We start from the raw sequence: 25821 nt of genomic DNA, 5'->3' as shown, positions 1-25821 counted from the left end.
ATAATCAGAAGCTATATCTAGCTCTAAAATTTTTATATAGAACTTGCTGAAGAATCAAAGAAAAAGGTCCTCAAAGCCTTTTTCTTTTGGGCTTGAATATGTTAAAATAAAAGGTATACGTGCTTGGATACAAAGATGAGGATATAACATACAGATAGGCTGTTGAAATTCCTATCTCGTTGAGTTGCTTGACGGCCTTAGTATCTTGAGTAATTGAACACGGGCTAAATCCCTAGTGAAAAAGATAGATTTCCTAGTGTGCGTGGCACACTGCGTCAATCTCCTATTTTCATACGGGATTCTTCACGCCCTTTGTATCCTGATGAACTGAATTTTGGCCTCATTTCTTAGGAAAAAAGATAAGCTTCCTAGCACTCATCGAGTGCGGCGTCACCTTCCTATTTTTCTACAGAAATGTTCGGCAAGCCGAACCGTCCAAAATATCTTGATCTTTGTAGGCAAGTCGTATAATTTTATCAATCCAAAGGGGATTACAATGACAAAACAAGTGTTTCAAACGACTTTTGCGGGTCGTGAGTTAACCGTAGAGACTGGTCAGGTTGCCAAACAAGCAAATGGCGCTGTTGTCGTACGTTATGGTGAGTCAACTGTCTTGACGGCAGCTGTCATGTCTAAGAAGATGGCAACTGGGGATTTCTTTCCACTTCAAGTCAACTACGAAGAAAAAATGTATGCAGCTGGGAAATTTCCTGGTGGCTTTATGAAACGTGAAGGACGTCCTTCAACAGATGCGACTTTGACAGCGCGTTTGATCGACCGTCCGATCCGTCCAATGTTTGCGGAAGGTTTCCGTAACGAAGTGCAAGTCATCAACACAGTGCTTTCTTACGATGAAAATGCATCTGCACCAATGGCAGCCATGTTTGGTTCATCCTTGGCACTTTCTATCTCAGATATTCCATTTGACGGACCAATCGCTGGGGTACAAGTAGGTTATGTGGATGGGGAGATCGTCATCAACCCAACCCAAGAACAAGCTGAGCGCTCGCTTCTTGAATTGACAGTAGCTGGTACCAAACACGCTATCAACATGGTAGAGTCTGGTGCTAAAGAATTGTCAGAAGAAATCATGTTGGAAGCTCTTCTGAAAGGGCACGAAGCTGTTAAAGAATTGATTGCCTTCCAAGAAGAAATCGTAGCAGCAGTTGGGAAAGAAAAAGCAGAAGTAGAATTGCTTCATGTAGATGCTGACTTGCAGGCTGAAATCATCGCAGCCTACAACAGTGACCTCCAAAAAGCAGTCCAAGTAGAAGAAAAATTAGCTCGTGAAGCTGCGACTCAAGCAGTGAAAGACCAAGTGACAGCCGTTTACGAAGAAAAATATGCAGACCACGAAGAATTTGACCGAATCATGCGTGATGTAGCTGAAATCTTGGAACAAATGGAACACGCAGAAGTGCGCCGTTTGATCACAGAAGACAAAGTACGTCCTGACGGTCGTAAGGTCGATGAAATCCGTCCTTTGGATGCGGTTGTTGACTTCCTTCCTCGTGTGCATGGTTCAGGTCTCTTTACTCGTGGACAAACGCAGGCTCTTTCTATCTTGACTTTGGCGCCAATGGGTGAAACGCAAATCATCGATGGTTTGGATCCAGAGTACAAGAAACGCTTTATGCACCACTATAACTTCCCGCAATACTCTGTAGGGGAAACTGGACGTTACGGTGCACCTGGTCGTCGTGAAATTGGTCACGGTGCTCTTGGGGAGCGTGCCCTTGCTCAAGTATTGCCAAGTTTGGAAGAATTCCCATACGCGATTCGTTTGGTAGCAGAAGTTTTGGAATCAAACGGTTCTTCATCTCAAGCCTCTATCTGTGCGGGAACACTTGCCCTTATGGCGGGTGGTGTGCCAATCAAGGCACCAGTAGCTGGTATTGCAATGGGTCTCATTTCTGATGGAAATAACTATACCGTATTGACAGATATCCAAGGTTTGGAAGACCACTTTGGAGACATGGACTTTAAGGTTGCTGGTACTCGTGACGGGATTACAGCCCTTCAAATGGATATCAAGATCCAAGGGATTACTGCGGAAATCTTGACGGAGGCTCTTGCCCAAGCCAAGAAAGCTCGTTTTGAAATCCTTGATGTGATCGAAGCAACCATTCCAGAAGTTCGCCCAGAATTGGCTCCAACTGCTCCGAAAATTGATACCATCAAGATTGATGTGGACAAGATCAAGATTGTCATCGGTAAGGGTGGAGAAACCATCGACAAGATCATCGCTGAAACAGGCGTTAAGATTGACATCGACGAAGAAGGTAACGTATCTATCTACTCTAGCGACCAAGATGCCATCAACCGTGCTAAGGAAATCATTGCTGGTTTGGTTCGTGAAGCGAAAGTGGACGAAGTCTACCATGCCAAAGTGGTTCGGATCGAGAAATTTGGTGCTTTTGTCAACCTCTTTGACAAGACGGATGCCCTCGTTCATATCTCTGAAATGGCTTGGACGCGCACCAACCGTGTCGAAGACTTGGTAGCCATCGGTGATGAAGTCGATGTGAAGATTATCAAGATTGACGAAAAAGGTCGTGTCGATGCTTCAATGAAAGTTCTTCTCCCTCGTCCGCCAAAAGCAGAAAACAGCGAGGAAAAAGGTGAAAAAACTCATCGCCATGGCGATCGTCCTCGTCACCACAACAAAGACCACAAACCTAAAAAAGACTTTACTATTACACAAAAAGATTCAGAATAATCATTAGAAAAGGAGGAGCACGGTATGGGATGGTGGCGTGAAACCATCGATATTGTAAAAGAAAATGACCCAGCAGCGCGTACCTCGCTGGAGGTCCTTTTGACCTATCCAGGCGTCAAAGCACTGGCAGCTCACCGTGTTTCCCACTTTTTGTGGAACCATGGCTTTAAACTCTTGGCGCGGATGCATAGTCAGTTCTGGCGTTTTTGGACCCAGATTGAAATTCATCCAGGTGCGACCATTGCTTCTGGTGTCTTTATCGACCATGGAGCGGGCCTCGTTATCGGGGAAACGGCCATTGTTGAAAAAGGTGTCATGCTCTACCACGGGGTGACCCTTGGGGGAACAGGGAAGGATGTCGGGAAACGCCATCCAACGGTTCGTGAAGGAGCCTTGGTCTCCGCTCATGCCCAGGTCATCGGTCCGATTGAGATTGGGGCCAAGGCCAAAGTAGGAGCGGGAGCGGTCGTGGTCTCCGATGTACCGAGTGATGTGACCGTTGTCGGAATCCCTGCTAAGATTGTTCGTGTTCACGGTAAGAAGGATGAGCCAATCATTCACCAAGAAGAAGAAAAACGCGAATACTATGTGAATAAGATGGAGCATGCTAAGGAAGCCAGTCATCGGTCTTCTAGTTTGTAAGGAGATCGCTACGTGATTCAAGCAACCAATACATTGACTGACCACCAACTACTGGAAGCAAAGGCCCTTATTGCCATCTGTCAGAACGATGACGGAACTTTTCGGGATCTTTATCTCTCCAATATGCTCAATTTTGATCCCGATATGCCCGCCTTTTTCCTTTATTATGAAAAAGGTGAACTTGTTGGCCTATTAACGGTTTATGCAGATGACCCAGATGTGGAAGTAGCGATCCTGGTCCACCCCAATCATCGTCGTCAAGGCATTGCGCGAGCTTTATATAGAAGTTTTGAGACAGAAACGACATCTTATCCCATTGAGTCTGTAACTTTTCAGACAGAGCGTGTTTTTCTAGAGCGCCATCCTGAGTTTGTCAACAACTGGGGACTGGTCGAGGATGAAGAGACAGAAACCTGGTTAGGTAAGGATAGAAGACCTTATCCGTTAGCAACTGTTTCCAATCTGGACGTTTTGTTAGCAGATCGTTCCTATCAGGATCAAATTAGTCAGTTGAAGTTTCAGGCATTTTCAGAGGAACATGAATCTAGAGAAGTTGTGGATAGATATGTCGCTAAAGCTCTGAAGGATCCAGAAAGTCGCCTATATATTTTATTAAAAAACGGTCAGGTTATTGGAACTTGTACAGTTGATTTATCGAGTAATACGAATTACCTCTATGGTTTAGCAATAGCCGAACTTGAACGTGGAAAAGGCTATGGGAGCTACCTGGCAAAATCCCTCGTCAACCAACTCATTGAACAAAATGACAAGGAGTTTCAGATTGCCGTGGAAGACAGCAATGTAGGTGCCAAACGTTTGTATGAAAAGATTGGCTTTGTCAAACAGACTCAGGTGGTTTATTTGAAGCCAAAAGAGTAGAAACAGAAAGGAAATGAAGCGTGTTAAAAATTTATGATACCATGTCTCGTGATTTGCGAGAATTTGTCCCCATCGAGGAAGGGAAGGTCCGCATGTATGTTTGTGGGCCAACAGTTTACAACTATATCCACGTTGGGAATGCCCGTTCAACGGTAGCCTTTGACACGATTCGTCGCTACTTTGAGTATCGTGGCTACCAAGTTGCCTATATTTCCAATTTTACCGATGTGGATGATAAGATCATCAACCGTGCCAAGGAAGAAGGCATTACTCCTCAGGAAGTGGCGGATAAGTATATCGCAGCCTTTCGTGAAGATGTGACGGCTCTTGGGGTCAAGCCTGCAACCCGCCACCCTCGTGTGGTTGAGTTTATGGATGACATCATTCGCTTTGTTACCGACTTGATCGAAAAAGGCTATGCCTACGAGAGCCAAGGCGATGTCTATTTCCGTGTGGAAAAATCTCACAACTATGCTAAGTTAGCCAATAAAACTTTGGAAGACCTAGAGCTAGGTGCTTCTGGTCGGACAGATGAAGAAACGGCCCGCAAGGAAAATCCAGTGGATTTTGCCCTCTGGAAAGCTGCCAAACCAGGTGAAGTTTCTTGGGAAAGCCCTTGGGGACCTGGTCGTCCTGGCTGGCACATTGAGTGTTCGGTCATGTCAACGGGGATTTTAGGCGATACCATTGATATTCACGGTGGTGGAGCTGACCTTGAGTTTCCGCACCATACCAATGAAATTGCCCAGTCAGAGGCTAAAACTGGTCAAACCTTTGCCAACTACTGGATGCACAATGGCTTTGTCAATATTGACAATGTCAAGATGTCCAAGTCCTTGGGCAACTTTATTACTGTGCATGATGCCTTGAAGACCATCGATGGCCAAGTGCTTCGTTTCTTCTTTGCGACCCAACACTACCGCAAGCCGATTAACTTCACAGAAAAAGCTGTCCGCGATGCGGAGACCAACCTTAAGTATTTGAAAAATACTTATGAGCAACCTTTCGCCGGAGAAGTGGATCCAGCAGACTTACAAAACTTTGTGGACAAGTTTATTGCGGCCATGGATGAGGATATCAATGCCGCAAACGGAATCACTGTCGTCTTTGAATTGGCCAAATGGATCAATTCAGGTCATTACAACCAAGACGTCAAGGATGCCTTGGCAAAGATGCTAGAAGTCTTTGGAGTGGTCTTTGTTGAAGAAGTTTTGGATGCGGATATTGAAGCCTTGATCGCTGAACGTCAGGAAGCGCGGGCTAAGAAAGATTTTGCGCGAGCAGATGCCATTCGCGATGAATTGGCTGCGCAAGGAATCAAGCTCTTGGATACAAAAGAAGGTGTAAGGTGGACACGTGATTGATGTCAATCTAATCAATGGGATCGCCCTTGCCTTTGAAGGGGATGCGGTCTATTCCATGTATATTCGCAGGCACCTAATTTTTCAAGGGATGACCAAGCCCAATAAGCTTCACCAGACTGCAACCCGCTACGTCTCTGCTAGAGCTCAGGCTAGCTTGATTGAAAGCATGCTGGAGCAAGATATTCTGACAGAAAAAGAGTTGGAGATCTACAAGCGCGGCCGCAATACCAATAGCCATACCAAGGCCAAAAATGCGGATGTCGTGACTTATCGTATGTCGACAGGCTTTGAAGCCGTTATGGGCTATCTTCATATGACGGGTGAGTTTGCTCGTTTAGAAGAATTGATCAACTGGTGCATCCAGCAAGTAGAAGAAGGAAGAAAGCAGTGAAAAATATCAGAGAGTGGTTTCCTCATGCAGAGGTGACGGATCAAGCCCATCCACCAGCTGGTTATGTAGCGATACCCCTTCAGGCTCATCAATGGCTGCTACTGAAGGAAGAAGAGTTAACCGAGCGAGAAAAACAATTGATTTCCTGGTTGGGCGGTGAAGAAGAGGTTGCCCCCAATCCTTGGTACCAATACCTGATCGATGGAAAGGGAGAAGTCCCTCAGGTCATCAAAAAAATGCAGCTCGTCTATTGCCACATTTCGCACTCAACAGCGGAAGGGATGGCTTCTTGGTTAGAGATGATGCAGACACTCTTGCCCAACTTCCGAGCAACCTTGCAACTGAGTGGACAAGATTATGTGCTCATTCTGGACCAAGACCAGTCTTTGCCTGTAGCTGCTATCTTAAAAGATACCGTCTCTGCCATGGAGTATGATTTTAACATTCGTTTATCTATCCTGGTCGGGCAAGTATGGACCGAGTCAAAAGAAGGAAAAGTGTCTCCGGTTATCCGAGCAGAACAGGCGGTCTTTCGAGCTTGGATTCGAGAAGGGCATCAAGGCGTCTATCGCTTTTCTCAACTCTATCTGTGGGGGGTCGAGCAGGCAGGTCTGGATCTTACCCCGATCAAAGAACGCTTGCATCAGTTGATTGAAAGTCAAGATCAATTGCAAGACATCATTGTCGCTCTTTGGGAAAATGGGGCAGTCGTGACCAAGGCGGCCCAGCAACTCTATCTCCATCGCAATTCGCTCCAATACAAGATTGATAAGTGGGAAGAGCTAACGGGTCTCCAGTTGAAAAATCTGACAGATCTGGCTCTTTGCTACCATTTAGTCTTGCAAGATGTCATTTAAACGGAATCAATCGAGAGTTTTGTGCAACTTGCACAAAACTCTTTTTCTTTTTTGTGAGACTTGCCATAGATTTGTAAAACGTTTTCATTTACAATAGAACTATAAAAATCAAAGGAGTACCATCATGGTAGAATTAAATCTTAAAAATATTTACAAAAAATATCCAAACAGCGAACACTACTCAGTTGAAGACTTCAACTTGGACATCAAAGACAAAGAGTTTATCGTTTTCGTAGGTCCTTCAGGATGTGGTAAATCAACAACTCTTCGTATGATCGCTGGTCTTGAAGATATCACAGAAGGTGAATGTTCCATCGATGGTACTGTTGTAAATAACGTAGCGCCTAAAGACCGTGACATCGCCATGGTATTCCAAAACTACGCTCTTTACCCACACATGACTGTGTACGATAACATGGCATTTGGTTTGAAATTGCGTAAATACAGCAAGGAAGATATCGACAAACGTGTACAAGAAGCAGCTGAAATCCTTGGCTTGAAAGAATTCTTGGATCGTAAACCTGCTGACCTTTCTGGTGGTCAACGTCAACGTGTTGCCATGGGACGTGCCATTGTCCGTGATGCAAAAGTATTCTTGATGGACGAACCTTTGTCAAACTTGGATGCAAAATTGCGTGTATCCATGCGTGCTGAAATCGCTAAAATCCACCGTCGTATCGGAGCTACAACGATCTATGTAACCCACGACCAAACAGAAGCGATGACACTTGCTGACCGTATCGTTATCATGTCTGCTACTAAAAACCCTGCAGGTACTGGTACAATCGGACGTGTAGAACAAATCGGAACTCCTCAAGAAGTATACAAAAACCCAGTGAACAAATTCGTAGCTGGATTCATCGGAAGCCCTGCGATGAACTTCATTAACGTGAAATTGGAAGGTGGACACATCGTTGCTAATGGATTGAATTTGAAAGTTCCAGAAGGTGCTTTGAAAGTCTTGAAAGAAAAAGGCTATGATGGTAAAGAATTGATCTTTGGTATCCGTCCAGAAGACGTGAATACAGAAGCTGCTTTCCTTGAAACTTTCCCAGAATCAGTCGTAAAAGCAACTATCTCTGTGTCTGAGTTACTCGGTTCTGAATCTCACTTGTACTGCCAAGTTGGTGACAACGAATTCATCGCTAAAGTGGATGCGCGTGACTACCTTGGAACTGGTGAAACCATCGAACTTGGATTTGACTTGAACAAAGCTCACTTCTTCGATAAAGAAACTGAAAAAACAGTATACTAATACCTACTGACACGATAGAGACTGAGACGATTTGTCTCGGTCTCTTTCATTTTAAGGAGACAAGACATGGAAAAAGACTGGTGGAAGGGGAAGGTCGCTTACCAGATTTACCCAAAAAGCTTTAAGGACAGCAATGGCGATGGTGTTGGGGATTTGAAAGGCATCACGGAGAAACTCGATTACCTTCAAGACTTAGGGATTGATATTCTCTGGCTATCTCCTGTTTACAAGAGCCCTTTTATTGATCAGGGATATGATATTTCCGATTATTATGCCATTGATCCCCTCTTTGGGACTATGGAAGATATGGAAGAGTTGATTGCGGAAGGTAAGAAGCGGGGCATTTCTATCATCATGGACTTGGTGGTTAACCATTGCTCCAGTCATCACGAGTGGTTCCAAAAGGCTTTAGCAGATCCAGATGGTCCTTATGCGGACTACTTTTACTTCATCGAAAGTGACAAAGAACCCAACAACTGGGAAAGTTACTTTGGGGGCAGTGTTTGGGAGCCGGTTCCTGGCACCAATAAGTACTATCTCCATTCTTTCCATAAGGACCAGCCAGACCTCAATTGGCAAAATCCTGTCTTGCGCGAAGAAATTTACAAGATGATCAACTGGTGGTTGGACAAGGGAATTGTGGGCTTTAGAATCGATGCTATTATCAATATCAAAAAAGATCTAGAATGGCGTTCGCTTCCGTCTGATCGCGAAAATGGCTTGGTCCCAGTACCGGAGTCTCTAGTGAATGCCCAACCGATTGAACCTTTCTTGCAAGAGTTAAAGGAACGGACCTTCGCCAAGTACAATGCCTTCACAGTAGGGGAAGTATTCAATGAAACCGACGAAGAGTTGCATTTCTTTATCGGAAAAGATGGTGTCTTTTCTTCTATCTTTGACTTCAAGCAAACCTGCTTAGGGCAGGAAGGGAAAGGCTGGTTTGACCATAGTCTTCCAACAGCAGATGAACTCAAGGAAAGTATTTTCCAAGCGCATGAGCGCGCAGATAGGATTGGAGTTCTCTCGACGATCATTGAAAACCACGATGAGCCTCGTGGGGTGTCCCATTATATCGCTGAAGGTCCAGTAAACGACACCAGTAAAAAAGCCCTAGGAACTATTCAGGTTTTGCGCAAGGGAATTCCGTTTATCTATCAAGGCCAAGAAATTGGAATGGAAAACCAAGTCTTTGAATCAATAGAGGACTTTGATGATATCGCGACCATCAATGGCTATCATGTTGCGAAAGAAGCTGGTTTGAGCGAGGAAGAAGCCTTAGCAGTGATTGCCAACTATAGCCGAGACAATGCGCGGACACCGATGCAGTGGACAAGAGAGCCAGGTCTGGGCTTTAGCGATGGACCAGCCTGGCTGATCAGTCCCAAACCAGATTATTCCATTAATGTGGAAGACCAGGAAAAGGATCCAGATTCTATTTTGAATTATTACCGTCAGCTGACGGCCTTATATCGTCATCCCCTCTATGGGAATACCATCCGGTTTGGAGATATGATCCCAGCTTATCGGGACCGTGAGAATATCATCGCCTTCGAACGCCGTGGGGACAAGCGTCTCTTGGTAATCAGCAATTTCCAAAATCGCCAGGCCACTTTGGAGTTGCCAGCTCCGATTAAAACGCTCGTTTTAAATAATACAGCAGGATTATTCCAAGAAGGAGACCAAGTGCTCGAATTGGCCCCTTACCAAACGGTTGTGTTGGAGTTGGTGGAATAAGGAGAAACTTTGCATCAGTGTTAGGATTTAATGTAGAATAGTATGTTCATTAAATATTCTGGAGAACATTATAAAAGTTTTCTATACTTTAGAATCAGTCAAGTATAAACTGAAACTTTCCGCTGTGAGAAAAGTGTTTGAAACATTATTGTTTCAAACACTCGGGAGTTTTGAGACCTTAGGCTCAAAACTAAGTCATGGAACTTCGAAGAAGTTCGCTGACGTCCGTACTCACCTAAGGAAAGTTTTGAAAGATAGTTTATCTCCAAAAAGAACCTTCGCGTCTGCGAAGGTTCTTTTCATGTCATCCAAGTCTAAGCCAGGAACTTACTCAACTTCTTTCTTTTTCAAGAGGAGGAAGCCTCCGCTAACTGCTAACAAGAAGCCGGAAAGAATGAAGTGTGCGGTTGTGTCTTCTCCAGTTTGTGGCAATTGTGCCTTGGCTGGACTTTCTTGGAAGCTTTGTCCTACTTGGTAAGTCAAGGCTTGCACGCTTTCTTCATTTTTTGTTGTCATTTCTTTTTGTGGAAGGAGCACTTTAGGAGTATCCTTCTTGGCTAAGATTGGCTGTGGATTGCTTGTTTGGTTATGAATTGGAACCACCACTTGATCTGGTTCTTTAGCTGGAACGTAATCCATCAAGCTTGCCAACTTGCTGCCAAAGATCGCATTGGTTACCCAGCGGAAGAAGTGGACAGGGTGTTGACGGTTGGTTGGATTTCCTGCATAGACAAAGAGTGGTTGTCCCATCAGTTCTCCAGAGATGGCCATGACTTTGTTAGCCAGAACATCATTATGTGGCCACCAACCTGCAATATAATAATCGCTTGGAGCGATGCTCATCAAGGTCTTGAAATGCTCTGGAACCTTTTCAATCCAGTTTCCTGAGTTGGAGTAGAAGAGGGTATTCTTCTTGTATCCGCTGGTCAATGGATCCTGATCATCAATGATCGCTTTCATCAAGCCTTCGTAGTCACTACCGCCTTTTAGTTTTTCAGCGTCAAATCCTGTAAGAACTCCCAATTTTTCCAGTTTTTGCATGGCTTCCCCACCAATGACAAGGGTTGGTTTCTTGCCAAAAATGGAAGCGTCAAAGCGGTTGCTTTCCAAAATAACAACATCGGCTTCTTCTGGTGTATTGACGATTTGGAAGCCTAATTTTTCAAGGACCAGACTAGTATGAGCAGGCGCATCTACTCCAGCCCAATTATAGTGGTAGTTCGGAGAGTAGATCTTCATCGGTTTCAAGGTTGGGCCGCTAGGTACCTTGTAGAGGGCATCCCCATAGATGGCATAGTTTGGTAGGAGCGAAGCAAAGGTATCGCGGTCAACGATGTAGCCATCGTCTGTTAGGTAGACAGATTTTCCTTGCGCGATGGCCTGATTGACAGCTTTAACGGCACTGGCTGAGGTATTTGCGATCACATAGTAAGGAGCTTTTGGATCGATCTCAGAGGTACGAGTGGCGCGGGTGGTGGTGACTTCTCCTAATTTTCCGTTGAAAAGACCATCCGCAAATATAGGTTCGGACTTGAAGCCTCTCATATCTGGGAAGTTGACCAGTAACTCTGCGTACATCGCAGCCCAGGCAGATTCGTTGGAGCCCTTGTAGAGAATATGGTTGGCATAGCCACGTTTGGCTTGGGCCATGTCAATGACCAAGTCCCCTTTTTTGTAGGGACCTGTATCTTCTTTAAGTTCCTTGACGAGGACACCATTGCGTTTGAAGTAGTCAATCATATTGAAGGCTTCTTGCGCATCATTGTCCTTGTCGAGGCTCATTGGGATGACGTAGTAGTCTGGGAAGAATTTCGGACGACCATTTTTCACACGTCCAACGATTTCCCCATTTGGACCGACCAGTTCATTTTCGGCTTTTGGATCTTCGGTTTTATTGAGACCGCGCAGGTAGAAGTTGAGACGCATCTCAAGGAGACGGTCTGGATCTTGGTTGAGGAAGTCAATTCCGCCTAGGACAGCATTGCGACCTGCTTTGTAGGATTCTTCATTTCCTTCTGGAATTTCGATGGTATGGCCTAAGATACCATGGTAGACAGCATAAACCCCTGTATAGCCAGAGAAGGAGTCATCCCAGCCATCGCCCCAATCCAGTTTTGGAATGATGTAACTATTGTATTTAGAATTGGCAACTCCTGCCCGTCCCATATGATGGGCATTTTCTAGCATCAGGTCTGACAGAAGATCGTATTCGAAGTTCGGATCATGTGGTGGCGTTGCAGGTTCGATCAAGAATTCTTTGATAAAACCGTGTAAGTCGTAGAGAGCGATCGGATTCCACTTGTTGATTATTTGGATAACCGTGCGAACTTCAGGGTTAGTTTGGTAGCTGGCATCCCGGTTTGGATCGAGCCCGTTTGCTAGGGCCCGCAGGTTGAGAGCATCCCCATCTGGGTTTTCTGTGAAGTCAAATAAGAAGATGAATTTATTGAGCAAGGTTGGAATATCTAGCGTGATTGTTTTAGCATTTCCAGCTTCATCGGTGGTGTTAAAGGTCACCTTTTCCTTGGTCGCAAAAGTATTGAAGAGGCCTGTGATGATATCAATGCCTGGTTGTTCATCCGCGTGGGTGTTGTGGACTAAGACAGGTAATTTGTAATCCAAGGTCTTGTCTTTTAGTGCGGCCAGCATTTCGCTTGGCTTAGTCAAAGCTGTAGGGTTGGTACTAGACAGGTAGTGATCGATGCTGGCTTGGTCCTTACTCACGATCCCCATCTTCATATCCCGGCCTTGGGCGCTCTTGCCAAGGGTTTCCAGCTGCACTAAACGATCGGGTTTCGCTTCTTCCTTGGATTTTTCGATAGCAGCTAGCATTTCTTCATGTGTATGGTAGTCCTGATAAGGTCGAAAAACGAGGGTTTTATTGATGGTCACACCTAAGTCTGCATTGGTTCCGACCAGCTCATGATTGCCGATGTAGTTGCGGTAAGTCCGGCGAATATTATTTGGGCTACGAAGACTGAGATCTTCACCAAAGAGATCCTGCACGTCGATGTGGAGATCCAGATCATTTCCGTTTGCAGTCTCTGTGATGGTGAGGAATGGATCCTTGCTCAGTGTTCCTGTCTCCATATCCCAGGTTTTCCACTCAGAGAGAGGTTTATTGTCTAAGGTCCAGCTGATCTTGCCAGCAGCTTGAGCTTTTTCTTGGACTTTGTCATCAATCGTACTCTTTTCAGAGAGATAAATGGTGCTATCCGCCAATCGAGTCGTTTGGTCAGAAGTCGTTGTAGCACGGGTAGTGCTTGGACTAGTGGCTGGAGCAACTTCTGTAGTAGAAGCCATATCAGAAGTCGCTGCTGTTTCTGCAGGACTAGCAGGAGTTACTTCTGTGGCTGTAGCAGGACTGGCAGTCTCAGCTGTCACAGCTTGCTCAGTAGCAGGTGTCGCTTCAAGGACCGTGCTTGGTTCCGTTTGAGGCGCTTCTAAGCTATCGGCTGAAGCTTGGCCATGACCGATAACGGAAAGCAAGACAGCCGCTGAGAGACTGAGTGTCGTAGTGTACAAATGTTTCTTATATGAAGACTTCATATAGAAGACCCTCCTTAAATAGTTATTTTCCAGTTCTAGTATACCATTTTAGGAAAGCGTTTTCAACAGTTCCCGCAATAAAGAAGCCTTTGCATTTGGCAAGGGCTTCTCTGTCTATACTGTTTCCTGATGAAATTGTTGGTAAAAATCAACCTTGACCTGAATGAAGGTTTCTAAATCTCTTAACAATTGGAGCAAGGTGGCGCGTGTTTCGAATTCTTCCCGGGTCTTGGGAAGAGGCCGTTCGCGGAAGATCGCCAAATACTGAGTGATATCGTTGAGGAGGTCCTGAGCAGGATTTTCCTGACTTAACTGTTGCGCAGTCTTCTTAAAAAGTTGAGCCAGGATCATACTTTCACTCGCTGCTAACTGACAGCGGTTGACGTTTTCTGCCATATCCCGCAGGATGTCGTTTTGACGCTTGCGCATTTCGAAGTAGTGAATGTGGTAGTTGGTTTGATGAAAAAGGTGGTTGGAATGATCCAGATAGACGAGATTTAAAGCGTCCTTTAGGATACCATCCAATTCCTTGATCAAGCGGGCATCGTTGCGACCATCCCCTTTACCAAGTAATTCCGCAAAACGACCAAGGATCTTTTTCAGTTGGTCTTCGACAACATCATGGTAGTGATCAATCGCAGCCTGATTAGAAGGCATATAGAGATTGGCCAGCAGGGCAAAGCTGGTCCCGATTAAAAAGAGGGCAAGTTCATTTAGCAAGAGCCCCCAGGAAGTAGACTGCTCAATCAAGAGATGGGTGACCAGGACCGTACTAGGCGTGATGCCGATCTGCCAGCCCATTAGAAAGGCACAAGGAGCATAGAGAGCAATAAAGACTCCCAGTGCCCAAAGGTTGAATCCAAAAAAGGAAAAAGCGATACTTCCGATCACAAGGGCCAGCAAGGTCGACATAAAGCGCTGGTAGGCTTGCTTGATCGTACTGCGACGCGTATCAGAGATGCTCAAGATGGCAATGACGCCAGCTGAGATGGCATAGGTCAAGCCCAGAGCATAAGCAAGGGCAGCTGCTAGACAGGTGGCCAAGGTGAGCTTGATGGTTCGTTGAAAAAGAGGCATGGCTTCCTTTCTATTTTGCTGGTTTCGCTGAGATAGATTTCATTTCATTATATCATGAATTGGCCTCATCCTCCTTTCTTGTGGTATACTAGTTCTATGGAAAATAATGATATCGTATACGGTGTCCATGCAGTCACCGAGGCTTTACAAACCAATACAGGCAATAAATTATATATTCAAGAAGACCTCCGAGGAAAAAATGTCGACAAGATCAAGGCCTTAGCAACTGAGAAAAAAGTGTCGATTTCTTGGACGCCAAAGAAAACCCTGCAGGAAATGACAGAAGGAGCTGTTCACCAAGGCTTCGTTCTTCGCGTGGCAGCTTTTGCTTACACAGACTTGACAGCGATTCTGAAACAGACAGCCCAAGAGAAGAACCCGCTTTTGTTGATTCTCGATGGCTTGACCGATCCGCACAATCTTGGATCCATCTTGCGGACAGCTGATGCGACCAATGTCTCAGGGGTCATCATTCCTAAGCACCGGGCAGTCGGGGTAACCCCAGTGGTGTCGAAAACGTCTACTGGAGCAGTGGAACACATTCCCATTGCCCGTGTGACCAATCTCAGCCAAACTCTAGACAAGTTAAAGGAAGAGGGCTTTTGGATCTTTGGAACCGACATGAACGGCACGCCATCTCATCAGTGGAATACGGCTGGTAAGTTGGCTTTGATCATTGGTAATGAAGGAAAAGGGATCTCAACCAATATCAAAAAGCAAGTCGATGAGATGATCACCATTCCTATGAATGGCCATGTTCAAAGCCTCAATGCCAGTGTGGCAGCAGCCATCCTCATGTATGAGGTCTTTCGCAACCGACTATAAATAGTAGAAAGGCAATGATATGAAACGAAAAATCTTATTGGTTGACGGCTACAATATGATTGCCTTCTGGCAGGAGACCCGCCAGCTCTTTCAAAAAAGTGAGCTCGATGCGGCGCGCAACATCCTCCTGCAAAAACTGAGCCATTATGCTAGCTTTGAAGGGATCGAAGTCATCTGTGTCTTTGATGCCCAGTATATGCCAGGAGTGCGGCAGACCTACGATGAGTTCAATGTTCAGGTGGTCTTTACCGGTGAGGATGAGACAGCAGATGACTATATCGAGCGCTTAGCGGCAGAGCTCAATACGCCCCTCCACCAGGTATCCGTCGCAACCAGTGACTTACATGAACAATGGACTGTCTTTGCTCAAGGGGCCCTTCGGGTATCCGCGAGAGAGTTAGAGAAACGAGTCGCAGTCGTCAAAGGAAACCTCAATCAGGCGCAGCGAGTGGTTAACGATCAAAAACCACCCATGCGACCGCTCGATCACCAAGTATTGCGACAATTACAAGAAATGATGGGAGACAAGAAATGACATTTGCTATTTTGACTGATTCGACCGCAGATTTGGACCAAAATTGGGCCAAGGAACACCAGGTGACTATTCTTGGGTTGACCATTGAGTTAGATGGAACAGTATACCAGACAGTAGGAGAAGGTCAATTGACCAGCCCTGAGCTTTTAGAAGCCATGAAAAATGGGGCAAAACCGACAACCAGTCAGGTCAATGTGGGCCAATTCCAGGAGACCTTTAAGCACTTTGTAAAAGAAGGGAAAGCTGTACTTTATGTCGCCTTTTCATCGGTCTTATCTGGGACCTATCAGAGTGCAGTTATGGCGCGTGATTTAGTCTTGGAAGACTACCCAGAAGCCGTGATCGAGATTGTCGATCCGAAGGCTGCTGGGATTGGAGAGGGCTACCTGGTCATGCGGGCAGTAGCTGCGCGCGATGCGGGTCACTCATTAGCAGAAGCCAAAGAAGAGATCATGGCTCTAGCTCCAAAACTGCGGACCTATTTCCTCGTCGATGATCTCTACCACCTCATGCGTGGCGGTCGTCTTTCTAAGAGTGCTGCGATCATGGGAAGTCTAGCCAGCATCAAGCCTATTCTCTGGATTGATGCAGAAGGAAAATTAGTGCCCATTACGAAAGTCCGTGGACGCAAAAAAGCCGTCCGAGAATTACTGGAGTTGATCAAAACCGATATCGGTGAAAGCACAGCCTTGGTCTCTTATACAAACGATCTAGAAGGAGCCGAAGCGTTGAAGGCAGAAATGCTTGTACTTGATGGCATCGACGAAGTTCTTGTGATGCCTCTTGGACCAGTCATCTCCGCCCACGTCGGTCCGAATGCCTTGATCGGATTTGTCATAGGAAAAGAAAATCGCAAATAATTTTCCAAATCGGTTGACTTTTATCTTAGAATTTTGATACAATAGTAGGCGGTATTGTTTACCCCATTTGTAAGGCCCCGGAACCTTTCAAATAACTCGCGGACCGGAACATCCGCCCTGTAAACAAAAACGACATTCATATAGGAGAAATCATGAACAAAACTACATTCATGGCTAAACCAGGCCAAGTAGAACGCAAATGGTACGTTGTTGACGCAACTGATGTACCTCTTGGACGCCTTTCAGCAGTTGTTGCTAGCGTGCTTCGCGGAAAAAACAAACCAACCTTCACACCTCACACTGATACAGGTGACTTCGTAATCGTTATCAATGCTGAAAAAGTTAAATTGACTGGTAAAAAAGCAACTGATAAGATCTACTACACTCACTCAAACCACCCAGGTGGATTGAAATCAATCTCTGCTGGTGAACTTCGTTCTAAAAATGCAGTTCGTTTGATTGAGAAATCAGTTAAAGGTATGCTTCCACACAATACTCTTGGCCGCGCTCAAGGTATGAAATTGAAAGTATTCGTTGGAGCTGAGCACACTCACGCTGCACAACAACCAGAAGTTCTTGATATTTCAGAACTTATCTAAGGAAAGGAACAATAAAGTATGTCACAAGCACAATATGCAGGTACTGGACGTCGTAAAAACGCTGTTGCACGCGTTCGCCTTGTTCCAGGAACTGGTAAAATCACTGTTAACAAAAAAGATGTTGAAGAGTACATCCCACACGCTGACCTTCGTCTTGTAATCAACCAACCATTCGCAGTTACTTCAACTGTAGGTTCATACGACGTTTTCGTTAACGTTGTAGGTGGTGGATACGCTGGTCAAGCAGGAGCTATCCGTCACGGTATCGCTCGTGCCCTTCTTCAAGTAGACCCAGACTTCCGCGATTCATTGAAACGCGCAGGACTTCTTACACGTGACTCACGTAAAGTTGAGCGTAAGAAACCAGGTCTTAAGAAAGCTCGTAAAGCTAGCCAGTTCTCAAAACGTTAAGAAACGGCTACAATACAGCATTTATCAACACTTCATGGTTCACACCATGGGGTGTTTTTTGATGTTTTTTTGGCAAAATTCACACCACTTTTCACACCAAATTCACACCATTACTTTTTAAGGTTACGGTAGGCAATTTCACCAACAGCCATTGGTATGACATTTGAAGTGTTGACATAGGTCTTAGTTGTGAGAGTATCGCTATGCGTTAGAGCTTCTGAAATGTCCTCTAGTGATGTGCCAAATTGTTTGGCAAGAGTTGCACCCGTATGACGTAATTTATGAGGTGTGGCGTGTGTTAGTTCCTTATGACGGCGTTCGACTGACTTCATCTTATTATTAAGATAATCAGCGTGTAAGGGACTATTAACATTCCCTTTTGTATCAATATAAGTAAAAACATACTGTTCATCAGATTGGATAATATTGAATTTTGCCAATTCCAATTTTTGTTGTTTTTTCCAAGCACAGAGTAAATCAGTTAGTTCAATAGGAATATGGAAAGTTGTCCTTTTATTTCCCTTAGTTGATTTTGGATTTTTATACTTGTCCAAGGCTTTCACTAACTGAATTTCTTGTTTCTTTAGGTTAATGTGTTTCCATTGCAAAGCGTAACTTTCGGATTTCCTATCTCCTAAGAAAAAAGTTGTATAGAATAACACATAATCTTTGAATAGTAGCTTGTCGTTTTCTAAATCTTCTTCAAAAGCGGTGAACCATGCTTGAAGTTCTGATTGTGACAGATATAAATCTTCATCATTTTTACTCTCTTGTAGTTTTATTTTTTTAGTTGCCTTAATACGGCTAATTGTTTTAGAGAGACGATTAGTTTCGATATATTCCAATTCCTCAGCCCAATCAAAAATAGAATTAACGTAACTTCTAATGACTTTAAAGTTTGCATATTCTTCTGCCTTTTGTGTTAAAAGATTCAAGATAACCTGTTTATTTTGATTGAGAAAATCAATGGAATAATTACCAAGCAAGGGTAGGATATGTTTTCTAAAGACAATTTCGGTACCGTCAATAGTAGCTTGTGAAGGTGGTTTTGTGGTAGATGTTGTTTGACCTGCTTTATAGGATTCCCACCAAACATTGTGATAAAAATCGGAAAAGAGGATTGAGCCATTTGTTTCCAATGAGGTTGATTCTCCGCTTAAAATTTTATCAATCTTGTTTTGTAATTCAAGTTCGTATTTTTTAGCCTCACTCCTTAGTTTGAAACGTTTTTCAATCACTTTTTTATTAATTCCCAATGAGGATTTGACTTCTTCTGGGACATAGATACGTAAGCGATAAGTTCCGTTTTTAGTTTTTGTAATTGACATAGTATTCTCCTTTTTTGAATTGAGCTAGAAAAATACCGTGGCTTCATTATATCAGACCACGGTTAGAATGCTACTGATTTTGTAACCAGTAATTAAGTTCGGTTTTATCAAAGCGGACAGTTTTTCCAACTCGAATAACTGGTAATCCCTTTTTTATCCAAGAATCAAGCGTATTATTGGCAATTCCTAGATACTTACAAGCTTGTTGCTTGTTCAAGAATGGACTTTCAATGTTGTTACTATCCAATTTATTTTTTATTTCATTTTCTATAAGTCGGCTAATTAACAGTTGTAGCTGATGAATTTGTTCGTCTGGTAAAATCACTTGCATAGCCTCTTTTGTCCTTTCATGATATAATGTTAGTAGTTATTATTTCTAAGGCGATTTGTTTACGGCAAGTCGTCTTTTTGTATGCCCCAAGTCCCGGAACTCTGGTGTTCACGGACATATTGGTCAATCTCCTTTTCATCGCTGTTAGTAAATTTCGATAGTCCCAATTTTAAGAGGTCTTGGAGAAATTGGTTAGCTTCTTCAAGTGTGGTTGCCTCGTACTTAGCCACATAGAGCTTGGCTAAGGTCTTTGAGACTTGTTTTTCCGTCCATTGTTCCGATTGTCTAAGTGTTGGCTTGGTGCGTTCAATACTCAATCGTGTTTTAGTTTCCGTCTGGAGGTAGTCCAGCCACCATTTAACAGGTTGACGTCTGCGTTTGTTGGTATCCCTGTCATTAGGTCTGACAAAGCGGTAGTGTCCGTTGATTGCCTCAAAGTAAATGGCTGTCAGAGGTCTTTTAAGAACCATTTGCTGGGCGATAATATTGGCTTTGCCTTGCCAACAACGGAGCTCCGCCCTGACCCAAGAATGGGTCCCATCAATGACTTTACCTTTTCCTTTTTGTTCCATGAGTTTGTTATAAACACACCATTGTTGGCTTCCTCGTGCGCCTATGGTGACGGTCTCGCCAATCCGTTCCCCTGTTTCAAGGACTGACCGCTCGTGATAGTCCATGTGTTGGGCTCTGGTGATACACAATCCCCGTTTACAGTAAGCATAGAGAGTTTGAACCGATAAGGCATTATCGTAGATGTCATTAGCAATATCAATTCGGGTAAAGTTAACCTGATAGCGGTAAAGGCGTGTGACTAGAGCTACCCAGTTGTTAGCGTTACCCGCCATAAATTCCTCATATTGGCGACAGCCTTGTCCTTTTAGTTCCAGATAGACCCCCATATTATCTAAGGCTTGGTTAAAGTAAACTTTGATGTCTGAACAGGCATAGTGGCGTTGATACTTATTTATTCCCCAAGCATTCAGTGCAAACTGATCTTGGGGAATAAGGAGTATCTCTTCTAACACCTCCTCTGGTGAAACATCTTTAACGGTTACAGCGAAGTAGTCAATCCTTACGCTGTTGTCCATGCTTAGTCACCAGTCATTTTAAGGTCATTTGCCACTAGTTTTACACCAGACCAGTTGCTACGAGTCATGTTCCACATGAGACGGACTTGAGGATTGACGAGTTCAACGGTCTTATCAAGTAAACCGTCGTTTTCTGCCAGTTTCGTGATTTTGTCGAGGTTGTCATGAATTTCAAGCGTAATCGCTTTGAGTTCTTCAATGGCAATGTTCATTTCTTTTAACACTTTGATTTTATCCGCATCTTGAACGCTACAAACTAGTTTGTATGGTTCGTCTGTTCGGACTTGTTCGCCGTTTACCTCTTGATACTTATAACTCATACGAGCAGAAAGTACCACTACTTTTTTAGGAAGCATGAATTGACTTTTATCAAGGTTCAATTCGCCAAGTTTAAGTGTTGTGTCAGTTAGTGTTAAGTTTGTCATCATATTCTCCTTTGTGTTTTTTAAAGTAGTTATCTTTTCTAAACGTACGCAGAATTAGTTTTGAACCTTACTCTCCCAAGGGATTTCAGCGAAAACTTCAACTGATTGGCTTTAACCCCAGACGTATCAAGGGGTTAGCCCTACTTTCGTGTACGTTCGTACCCCCTATTAGTAGTGGGGCACTTATTTTAATGGCAAGTCTCGCCCGTTTCGAGCCCCTACCGCCTTGTGGGCTACCGTGTTGACCACTCGCCCACAGCGTTGGTGCTGTACCGTGCTCACTTCCCAAACAACTTTTTCTTCCTTGATTTCTCCAAATTTTCAATCTGTTCACTTAACTGTTCCATACGAATAGCTAATGCTTGTTCCTGTTGTGTTAAGTTGGTTACTCTTTGACTTAATTTCTTTAGTTGAAAGGTTAAGCGATTAATTTTTTGGTTAATGGATAAAGGGGAAGCTCTACTGGGGACATAAGCTTTTAGGATTGCCCTATCAAGTCCAAGACTTCCTTTAGTATCTGCAATTTGTTGGAGCTTTTCAATATCATCAGTGGTAAAGAGGAAGACTTTGCTATAAGAACGTTTCCCTGTTTGTATCCTATCTTCTTGAAAGGTATGTCCTGTTAAGTGTTCAATCTTTAAACGCCACTTTTTTAGCGTAGAGACTGAATTTAAACCTGAAACTTGTTTTATTGTTTGATGATAGTCAAAATAATTAGTCATGTATTCTCCTTTAACTTAAATTTATTTTATATATTTAAAACTTATTTTTACTATTTATATCTATATTATATATCCTTTTTATTATATGTCAAGTATTTTGTTGAAAAATAAGTTTTAAATTGTTAAAATAAATAACAACCAAAACTAAGGAGCTACCTATGACTTATATGATTCATAATTTCGCTTTTAATCTTTCTCGACTTCGTAAGGAAAAAGGGATCAGTCAGACAGAATTGGCGGAAAAACTAAATATTGGAAAACAATCGATTTCTGATTACGAAAAAAGCAAAAGCTATCCAACTTTTGCGACCTTAGATAAAATAGCGGACTTTTTTAAAGCAACACCAGTACAACTTTTTGGGACAAGTCAAGATATTGAACTGGAAAAAGCTGTTCTTAAAACAGATGAATACACAGAAAAGGCTAATAATATCATACAAGCAGTTAAATCTTTTGATGAGTTAGCTCATCAAATAGAAAAATATAATAGTATAGAAGGTTATACTAGTGATACGATTAATAATTTAGCATTTCTATTAAAGAGAGTCCCTATCATATCTCCCAAAACCGACCATCAGCTTTATAAACATATTCCTAGTGGTAAGCTAGTTGAGGCAGAAGATAAAGATGATATTGAAAGTAACTATGAACTTGCTTTTGAACCTAGTGCATTATCTAGATTGCAGTATATGAGTGATGATGAGTTAGCCATAATTGACAAACTGATTTACTTAACTCAAGGTAAACCAATACTTAATAAAGATGGGGAACCATTGACTAGTATTGGTAATGGTAAATACGTTGTAGCAGAGAATGGTGATGAAATTGCCCGTGAAAAATCACCTCTACAGTTATTGTTAGAAAACGAGAGTAAATTAAATAATCTTCTTTAATTTATATGACTAAATTAAAGAAGATTAAAATGTAAAGACTGATGTGAGTGATAATACCTTAAAAATGGAAATGAAAAAAATAAGTATGAATAATTCTATTTTTGCTGATTTGTATTAATTTTTAGGAAAATAAGAGTAAATAGCATAATAAAAAGGGATTGAAAATAAAATTTCAATCCCTTTTTTGGATAAAGAAAATAATAATGGTGCTAATTAGGATTAATACCTAAATAAGTTTTAATTTTCTTTTCAAGAAAATCAATATGTTGGTTAATTTCAGTTTGTTGCTTATGAACTTCATCAAGTTGAAAAAATAGTAGTCTAAGTCGTTGAGGAATTGTGGAGTCTCCTTTATATCTTAGGTCAGCGTATTCTTGCATATTTTTAATAGACATTCCCGTCTTTTTTAATCTAATAATGAATTGAGCCCACGCTATATCAGAGTCATCATAGTATCTACGATTATTTTCTTCTCTGTGTGAGTAAATCAATTTTTCTTGCTCATAGTATCGAAGTGTGGAAATAGAAAGTCCAGTTTTTTTAGCAAATTCTCCAATAGAATAGTGAGCCATAATATTTCCCCCTTTTTTTTTAATATTTTAGCATAATTTTAAAAAAATCGAAAAATTTTCAGTTTTCTCTTGACATAAAGTGCACTTTACTATGTAAAATACATAGCATCAAAGGAATTTGATATAAAGTACTCTAATTTATGAGTTGATTGAAAATAAAGGAAATTATGGAATCGCTTCTCTGTGTAGGTGGCGGAATGGGAGCAGCGACTCTTATAAAAAATGCAAATAGCAATCTGTAAAGGAGAAAATAGTATGGAACAAACGAAGAATTATACTTGTATTACTGGAGCCAGTGCTGGTATAGGAGCGGAGACAGCAAGACAATTTGCAAAATTAGGAACGAATCTTATTTTAATTGCTCGGCGTCAAGAACGACTAGAAAAATTGAAGCAAGAGATTTTGAACCATTATCCGGATTTAGATGTTGTTATTAAAGTTGTTGATTTATCGAAGTCCAGTAATGTTTTTGCTCTTTATGAAAGCTTGAAAAAATATCACATTACTACTCTAATAAATAATGCTGGTTTTGGAAATTATGATAAGGTTGAATCTCAAGATTTAGAAAAGATAATAACATTAATCCATCTAAACATTGAAGCTTTAACAATTCTATCAACTCTATATGTGAGAGATTATAAAGATTGTAAAGGCGCTCAATTAATTAACTTATCATCTAGAGGCGGATACATGATGGTTCCAAATGCAGTTACATACTGTGCAAGTAAATTTTATGTCAGTGCTTTTACAGAAGGCTTGGCATTGGAACTAGAGGCAAATCAACATCAATTAAAAGCTAAGGTTTTAGCTCCAGCTGCCACAAAAACGGAATTCGGTCAAGTTGCTACAGATTCTAAAGAATATGATTATGATGAGCATTTTGCTAAATATCACACAAGTGAAGAGATGGCACAATTTTTGATGGAATTATATCAAAGTGACAAAGTTGTTGGTTTAGTTGATGTTACAAATTTTGAATTTCATCTTAGCGGACCACTACTTAAACATTAATTATTTTAATAAATATAGATAATGTGGTGTCGATTAATAGTTGCAGTCGTTTTATGATAGGAAGAAAGCTTCTGAAACGTTAGATTTCAGAAGCTTTTTTTCTTTAAGTTTTGAGTAAGTTATAATTTTCTGTGATATTTAGGATATTTAAAAAATATACAAGTGTTTTTGTAGATTAATTTACAATTTTTCCAGTATTTTACCAAGTAGTTCTTCTAACTTTCCTAAGTCTCCATAGACTGTTCCGTCCATATAAAGATTGTAAACCTCGTCATCTTGATCCACACGTATTTGTGCAGAATAACCTTTTGATAGTGCTAAGGAACGAATAACTTCTCGTTGAGTTCGTCCATTCCCTTCTCGAAAGGGATGGAAATAATTAAGATTATCAAGAATTTTTGCTAATTGTTTAATAATTTTATTTTTTGAATTAGCAGTTTGATAATAGGTATGAATAAGATGGTTGATATAGTCTTGGGCAGTACTGAAAGATTGTATTGACATAAAAGGATTCCCATTTTTTGAGATATTCACCTTGCGAAATTGTCCCGCCCAAGCATAGACATCTTGAAATAAATATTTATGAATGGCTAAAATATCACTAATGGAGTAGACTTCAATGGTTTTCAAGCGCAAGTCTGCAAGCCTTTTAGTAACGAATAAATGCTCATTCCGGTAGGCTTCTTCAATATTTGTAATATTTTGTTTGTTGATTAAGACTGTGGAATTTGGATAGGTATATTGGTGATTGGGGTCAATGTACTCATAGCCTTCGTATTGATTTTTAACCAATATTCAATTCCTTTCGTTTGTTGATAACATAAGTTTTTAAATCAATCACATCTTGAACAGTAGGTTCATAATTTTCAATCATTGATGACCCAATAGCATACCAGACAGTATCAAAATCAGAAAAGTTATCAAAGGGAATCCCTAAAATTGTTAATTCTTCTTTATTTACATCAAGAGTCATGGCACACCTCCTTGTATAGAGTTATCCTTATTATACCATAAAATCGGTATTTTCACCTAAAGGATAGAGACTGTTATTAAAGTATGAATTTGTGATAAAATAATTTTATCATAAAAAGAAATAGCAGGGGTGTAGCATGGAGCCATATATTACAGAAGCTTTAGTAAAAGCAGGGATTGAGTTGGGAACTCTAACATTTAAAGGAACAACAACACTAGTGAATAGTAAAATTCAATCATTAAAGGAAGAACGTAATGCCGATAAATTACGAAATACTTATGATGAAATTGTAAATGAGTTGCTTTCGGAGCGAGAACAGGCAATCAGAATTGCTCAGGCATATAAAGAAGAATATGAAAAAGTACATATTGATGATAAAGATATTGAGTATTTGCATAATACTTTAGAACGGGTTATTTCTCTGCTATCTTCATTTACTAGTGTTGAAGATGGGAAAGAAGATTCAATGAAACAATTAGTTGCTTTACTTAACAAGGATACTTTAAAGACTATGCAATTATTGGGATTTAATTACAAGGAGGCAATAGGAGAACCTCTAACGGAGGTTTGTTCAAATGCTATAAGAAATAAATTAGGAGGTCTATCATTTAAGAAAAACGTACGTAACAAAAAATAATTTAACTAATGGTGTGAACTTTTAGTATTTATCAGCTCAATTCTTTGTAATTTTGGGGTAAAATTCATACCATTCAGATAAAATTAGTTGAAATTGATTGAAATAACACTTTCAGAAAAGCGTAGAAATGCTTGATATTAAAGA

At 41.8% G+C, this 25821-nt stretch carries 25 protein-coding genes and 1 pseudogene; 16 read left to right on the top strand and 10 right to left on the bottom strand.

The genetic code is table 11. From position 1 onward, the window contains the following. The first annotated feature begins 496 nt into the window (after positions 1-496). From pnp to O3626_RS07025, 8 genes are all read left to right on the top strand, one after another. On the top strand, positions 497-2719 hold the full coding sequence (pnp, locus tag O3626_RS07060; protein WP_371496077.1) for a polyribonucleotide nucleotidyltransferase: 2223 nt from the start codon (positions 497-499) through the stop codon (positions 2717-2719). Positions 2720-2743: 24 nt separating this feature from the next. Beyond that, positions 2744-3361: a serine O-acetyltransferase gene (gene cysE, locus O3626_RS07055; protein WP_031576159.1), complete on the top strand. Its 618-nt coding sequence runs from the start codon at positions 2744-2746 to the stop codon at positions 3359-3361. A gap of 12 nt (positions 3362-3373) precedes the next feature. Next, entirely contained in the window at positions 3374-4240 is an 867-nt protein-coding gene (locus O3626_RS07050; RefSeq protein WP_371496074.1) for a GNAT family N-acetyltransferase, read from the top strand. A gap of 20 nt (positions 4241-4260) precedes the next feature. Next, the gene (cysS, locus tag O3626_RS07045) at positions 4261-5604 is read left to right on the top strand and encodes a cysteine--tRNA ligase (RefSeq protein ID WP_371496072.1); all 1344 of its coding nucleotides are present in this window, start codon (positions 4261-4263) and stop codon (positions 5602-5604) included. After that, positions 5597-5995, top strand: coding sequence for a Mini-ribonuclease 3 (locus tag O3626_RS07040; RefSeq protein WP_371496070.1), 399 nt, complete (start codon positions 5597-5599; stop codon positions 5993-5995). The genes cysS and O3626_RS07040 overlap by 8 nt, the downstream gene beginning before the upstream one ends. Further along, on the top strand, positions 5992-6852 hold the full coding sequence (locus O3626_RS07035; protein ID WP_371496068.1) for a helix-turn-helix domain-containing protein: 861 nt from the start codon (positions 5992-5994) through the stop codon (positions 6850-6852). Before O3626_RS07040 ends, O3626_RS07035 begins: the two co-directional genes overlap by 4 nt. Positions 6853-6976: 124 nt before the next feature. Next, the gene (locus tag O3626_RS07030; protein WP_021154414.1) at positions 6977-8107 is read left to right on the top strand and encodes an ABC transporter ATP-binding protein; all 1131 of its coding nucleotides are present in this window, start codon (positions 6977-6979) and stop codon (positions 8105-8107) included. Positions 8108-8173: 66 nt separating this feature from the next. Then, positions 8174-9841, top strand: a complete 1668-nt coding sequence (locus O3626_RS07025) for an alpha-glucosidase (protein ID WP_371496066.1) — start codon at positions 8174-8176, stop codon at positions 9839-9841. A gap of 327 nt (positions 9842-10168) precedes the next feature. On the opposite strand, the gene O3626_RS07020 is transcribed toward O3626_RS07025, so the two are convergent. Together O3626_RS07020 and O3626_RS07015 are read right to left on the bottom strand one after the other, a co-directional pair. Beyond that, positions 10169-13390 (bottom strand): LPXTG-anchored zinc carboxypeptidase, encoded by a 3222-nt coding sequence (locus O3626_RS07020; RefSeq protein WP_371496064.1) that lies wholly within the window; start codon positions 13388-13390, stop codon positions 10169-10171. 114 nt (positions 13391-13504) lie between these two features. After that, a complete protein-coding gene (locus O3626_RS07015) occupies positions 13505-14467 on the bottom strand; it encodes an aromatic acid exporter family protein (protein WP_371496061.1) in 963 nt (320 codons plus the stop codon). Between the two features lie 96 nt (positions 14468-14563). Here O3626_RS07015 and rlmB point away from each other — a divergent pair, with 96 nt between their 5' ends. The 5 genes from rlmB to rpsI all read left to right on the top strand — a co-directional run bounded on the left by rlmB (position 14564) and on the right by rpsI (position 17697). Beyond that, entirely contained in the window at positions 14564-15292 is a 729-nt protein-coding gene (gene rlmB, locus O3626_RS07010) for a 23S rRNA (guanosine(2251)-2'-O)-methyltransferase RlmB (RefSeq protein ID WP_371496058.1), read from the top strand. A gap of 19 nt (positions 15293-15311) precedes the next feature. Then, positions 15312-15827 (top strand): NYN domain-containing protein, encoded by a 516-nt coding sequence (locus O3626_RS07005; protein ID WP_049506652.1) that lies wholly within the window; start codon positions 15312-15314, stop codon positions 15825-15827. Continuing rightward, positions 15824-16687 (top strand): DegV family protein, encoded by an 864-nt coding sequence (locus tag O3626_RS07000; protein ID WP_223325178.1) that lies wholly within the window; start codon positions 15824-15826, stop codon positions 16685-16687. Before O3626_RS07005 ends, O3626_RS07000 begins: the two co-directional genes overlap by 4 nt. 152 nt (positions 16688-16839) lie before the next feature. Continuing rightward, positions 16840-17286, top strand: coding sequence for a 50S ribosomal protein L13 (rplM, locus tag O3626_RS06995; protein ID WP_371496056.1), 447 nt, complete (start codon positions 16840-16842; stop codon positions 17284-17286). An 18-nt stretch (positions 17287-17304) separates the two neighbouring features. Further along, complete coding sequence (gene rpsI / locus O3626_RS06990) at positions 17305-17697, top strand: 30S ribosomal protein S9 (protein ID WP_000075969.1); 393 nt, start codon at positions 17305-17307, stop codon at positions 17695-17697. A gap of 110 nt (positions 17698-17807) precedes the next feature. Here rpsI and O3626_RS06985 read toward each other — a convergent pair whose 3' ends face one another. The 5 genes from O3626_RS06985 to O3626_RS06965 all read right to left on the bottom strand — a co-directional run bounded on the left by O3626_RS06985 (position 17808) and on the right by O3626_RS06965 (position 21591). Further along, positions 17808-19025 (bottom strand): tyrosine-type recombinase/integrase, encoded by a 1218-nt coding sequence (locus tag O3626_RS06985; RefSeq protein WP_045768738.1) that lies wholly within the window; start codon positions 19023-19025, stop codon positions 17808-17810. A 70-nt stretch (positions 19026-19095) separates the two neighbouring features. Next, the gene (locus tag O3626_RS06980; protein ID WP_045768737.1) at positions 19096-19356 is read right to left on the bottom strand and encodes a helix-turn-helix domain-containing protein; all 261 of its coding nucleotides are present in this window, start codon (positions 19354-19356) and stop codon (positions 19096-19098) included. A gap of 59 nt (positions 19357-19415) precedes the next feature. Continuing rightward, the gene (locus O3626_RS06975) at positions 19416-20444 is read right to left on the bottom strand and encodes a replication initiation factor domain-containing protein (protein ID WP_201061652.1); all 1029 of its coding nucleotides are present in this window, start codon (positions 20442-20444) and stop codon (positions 19416-19418) included. 2 nt (positions 20445-20446) lie between these two features. After that, the gene (locus tag O3626_RS06970) at positions 20447-20869 is read right to left on the bottom strand and encodes a hypothetical protein (RefSeq protein WP_371496054.1); all 423 of its coding nucleotides are present in this window, start codon (positions 20867-20869) and stop codon (positions 20447-20449) included. 278 nt (positions 20870-21147) lie between these two features. Further along, positions 21148-21591: a hypothetical protein gene (locus tag O3626_RS06965; RefSeq protein ID WP_155124138.1), complete on the bottom strand. Its 444-nt coding sequence runs from the start codon at positions 21589-21591 to the stop codon at positions 21148-21150. 158 nt (positions 21592-21749) lie between these two features. Between O3626_RS06965 and O3626_RS06960 the strand changes: the two are divergent. After that, positions 21750-22091 (top strand): annotated as a pseudogene (locus O3626_RS06960) (helix-turn-helix domain-containing protein); the annotation flags it as partial. Between the two features lie 602 nt (positions 22092-22693). Here O3626_RS06960 and O3626_RS06955 read toward each other — a convergent pair. Then, positions 22694-23056: a MerR family transcriptional regulator gene (locus O3626_RS06955; RefSeq protein WP_371496052.1), complete on the bottom strand. Its 363-nt coding sequence runs from the start codon at positions 23054-23056 to the stop codon at positions 22694-22696. Positions 23057-23311: 255 nt separating this feature from the next. On the opposite strand from O3626_RS06955, the gene O3626_RS06950 reads away from it, so the two are divergent. Next, complete coding sequence (locus tag O3626_RS06950; protein WP_023919441.1) at positions 23312-24067, top strand: SDR family oxidoreductase; 756 nt, start codon at positions 23312-23314, stop codon at positions 24065-24067. Positions 24068-24247: 180 nt separating this feature from the next. On the opposite strand, the gene O3626_RS06945 is transcribed toward O3626_RS06950, so the two are convergent. Both O3626_RS06945 and O3626_RS06940 read right to left on the bottom strand, forming a co-directional pair. After that, positions 24248-24859: a Fic family protein gene (locus tag O3626_RS06945; protein ID WP_156671953.1), complete on the bottom strand. Its 612-nt coding sequence runs from the start codon at positions 24857-24859 to the stop codon at positions 24248-24250. Next, complete coding sequence (locus tag O3626_RS06940; RefSeq protein ID WP_000171299.1) at positions 24852-25040, bottom strand: hypothetical protein; 189 nt, start codon at positions 25038-25040, stop codon at positions 24852-24854. The genes O3626_RS06945 and O3626_RS06940 overlap by 8 nt, the downstream gene beginning before the upstream one ends. A 136-nt stretch (positions 25041-25176) precedes the next feature. Here O3626_RS06940 and O3626_RS06935 point away from each other — a divergent pair, with 136 nt between their 5' ends. Further along, a complete protein-coding gene (locus O3626_RS06935; RefSeq protein ID WP_156671954.1) occupies positions 25177-25677 on the top strand; it encodes a hypothetical protein in 501 nt (166 codons plus the stop codon). Positions 25678-25821 lie beyond the last annotated feature (144 nt).

It is taken from the genome of Streptococcus sp. 20925_1_77 (assembly GCF_041432125.1).
GTDB lineage: Bacteria > Bacillota > Bacilli > Lactobacillales > Streptococcaceae > Streptococcus.
This window is presented reverse-complemented; position numbering and strand designations above follow the sequence as displayed.

Excerpts from the sequence above, each read along its gene's own strand:
- pnp (WP_371496077.1), top strand. The coding sequence starts at position 497 with ATGACAAAACAAGTGTTTCAAACGACTTTTGCGGGTCGTGAGTTAACC.
- cysE (WP_031576159.1), top strand. The coding sequence starts at position 2,744 with ATGGGATGGTGGCGTGAAACCATCGATATTGTAAAAGAAAATGACCCA.
- O3626_RS07030 (WP_021154414.1), top strand. The coding sequence starts at position 6,977 with ATGGTAGAATTAAATCTTAAAAATATTTACAAAAAATATCCAAACAGC.
- O3626_RS07025 (WP_371496066.1), top strand. The coding sequence starts at position 8,174 with ATGGAAAAAGACTGGTGGAAGGGGAAGGTCGCTTACCAGATTTACCCA.
- O3626_RS07020 (WP_371496064.1), bottom strand. The coding sequence starts at position 13,390 with ATGAAGTCTTCATATAAGAAACATTTGTACACTACGACACTCAGTCTC.
- O3626_RS07015 (WP_371496061.1), bottom strand. The coding sequence starts at position 14,467 with ATGCCTCTTTTTCAACGAACCATCAAGCTCACCTTGGCCACCTGTCTA.
- rlmB (WP_371496058.1), top strand. The coding sequence starts at position 14,564 with ATGGAAAATAATGATATCGTATACGGTGTCCATGCAGTCACCGAGGCT.
- O3626_RS07005 (WP_049506652.1), top strand. The coding sequence starts at position 15,312 with ATGAAACGAAAAATCTTATTGGTTGACGGCTACAATATGATTGCCTTC.
- O3626_RS07000 (WP_223325178.1), top strand. The coding sequence starts at position 15,824 with ATGACATTTGCTATTTTGACTGATTCGACCGCAGATTTGGACCAAAAT.
- rplM (WP_371496056.1), top strand. The coding sequence starts at position 16,840 with ATGAACAAAACTACATTCATGGCTAAACCAGGCCAAGTAGAACGCAAA.
- rpsI (WP_000075969.1), top strand. The coding sequence starts at position 17,305 with ATGTCACAAGCACAATATGCAGGTACTGGACGTCGTAAAAACGCTGTT.
- O3626_RS06985 (WP_045768738.1), bottom strand. The coding sequence starts at position 19,025 with ATGTCAATTACAAAAACTAAAAACGGAACTTATCGCTTACGTATCTAT.
- O3626_RS06980 (WP_045768737.1), bottom strand. The coding sequence starts at position 19,356 with ATGCAAGTGATTTTACCAGACGAACAAATTCATCAGCTACAACTGTTA.
- O3626_RS06975 (WP_201061652.1), bottom strand. The coding sequence starts at position 20,444 with ATGGACAACAGCGTAAGGATTGACTACTTCGCTGTAACCGTTAAAGAT.
- O3626_RS06970 (WP_371496054.1), bottom strand. The coding sequence starts at position 20,869 with ATGACAAACTTAACACTAACTGACACAACACTTAAACTTGGCGAATTG.
- O3626_RS06965 (WP_155124138.1), bottom strand. The coding sequence starts at position 21,591 with ATGACTAATTATTTTGACTATCATCAAACAATAAAACAAGTTTCAGGT.
- O3626_RS06955 (WP_371496052.1), bottom strand. The coding sequence starts at position 23,056 with ATGGCTCACTATTCTATTGGAGAATTTGCTAAAAAAACTGGACTTTCT.
- O3626_RS06950 (WP_023919441.1), top strand. The coding sequence starts at position 23,312 with ATGGAACAAACGAAGAATTATACTTGTATTACTGGAGCCAGTGCTGGT.
- O3626_RS06940 (WP_000171299.1), bottom strand. The coding sequence starts at position 25,040 with ATGACTCTTGATGTAAATAAAGAAGAATTAACAATTTTAGGGATTCCC.
- O3626_RS06935 (WP_156671954.1), top strand. The coding sequence starts at position 25,177 with ATGGAGCCATATATTACAGAAGCTTTAGTAAAAGCAGGGATTGAGTTG.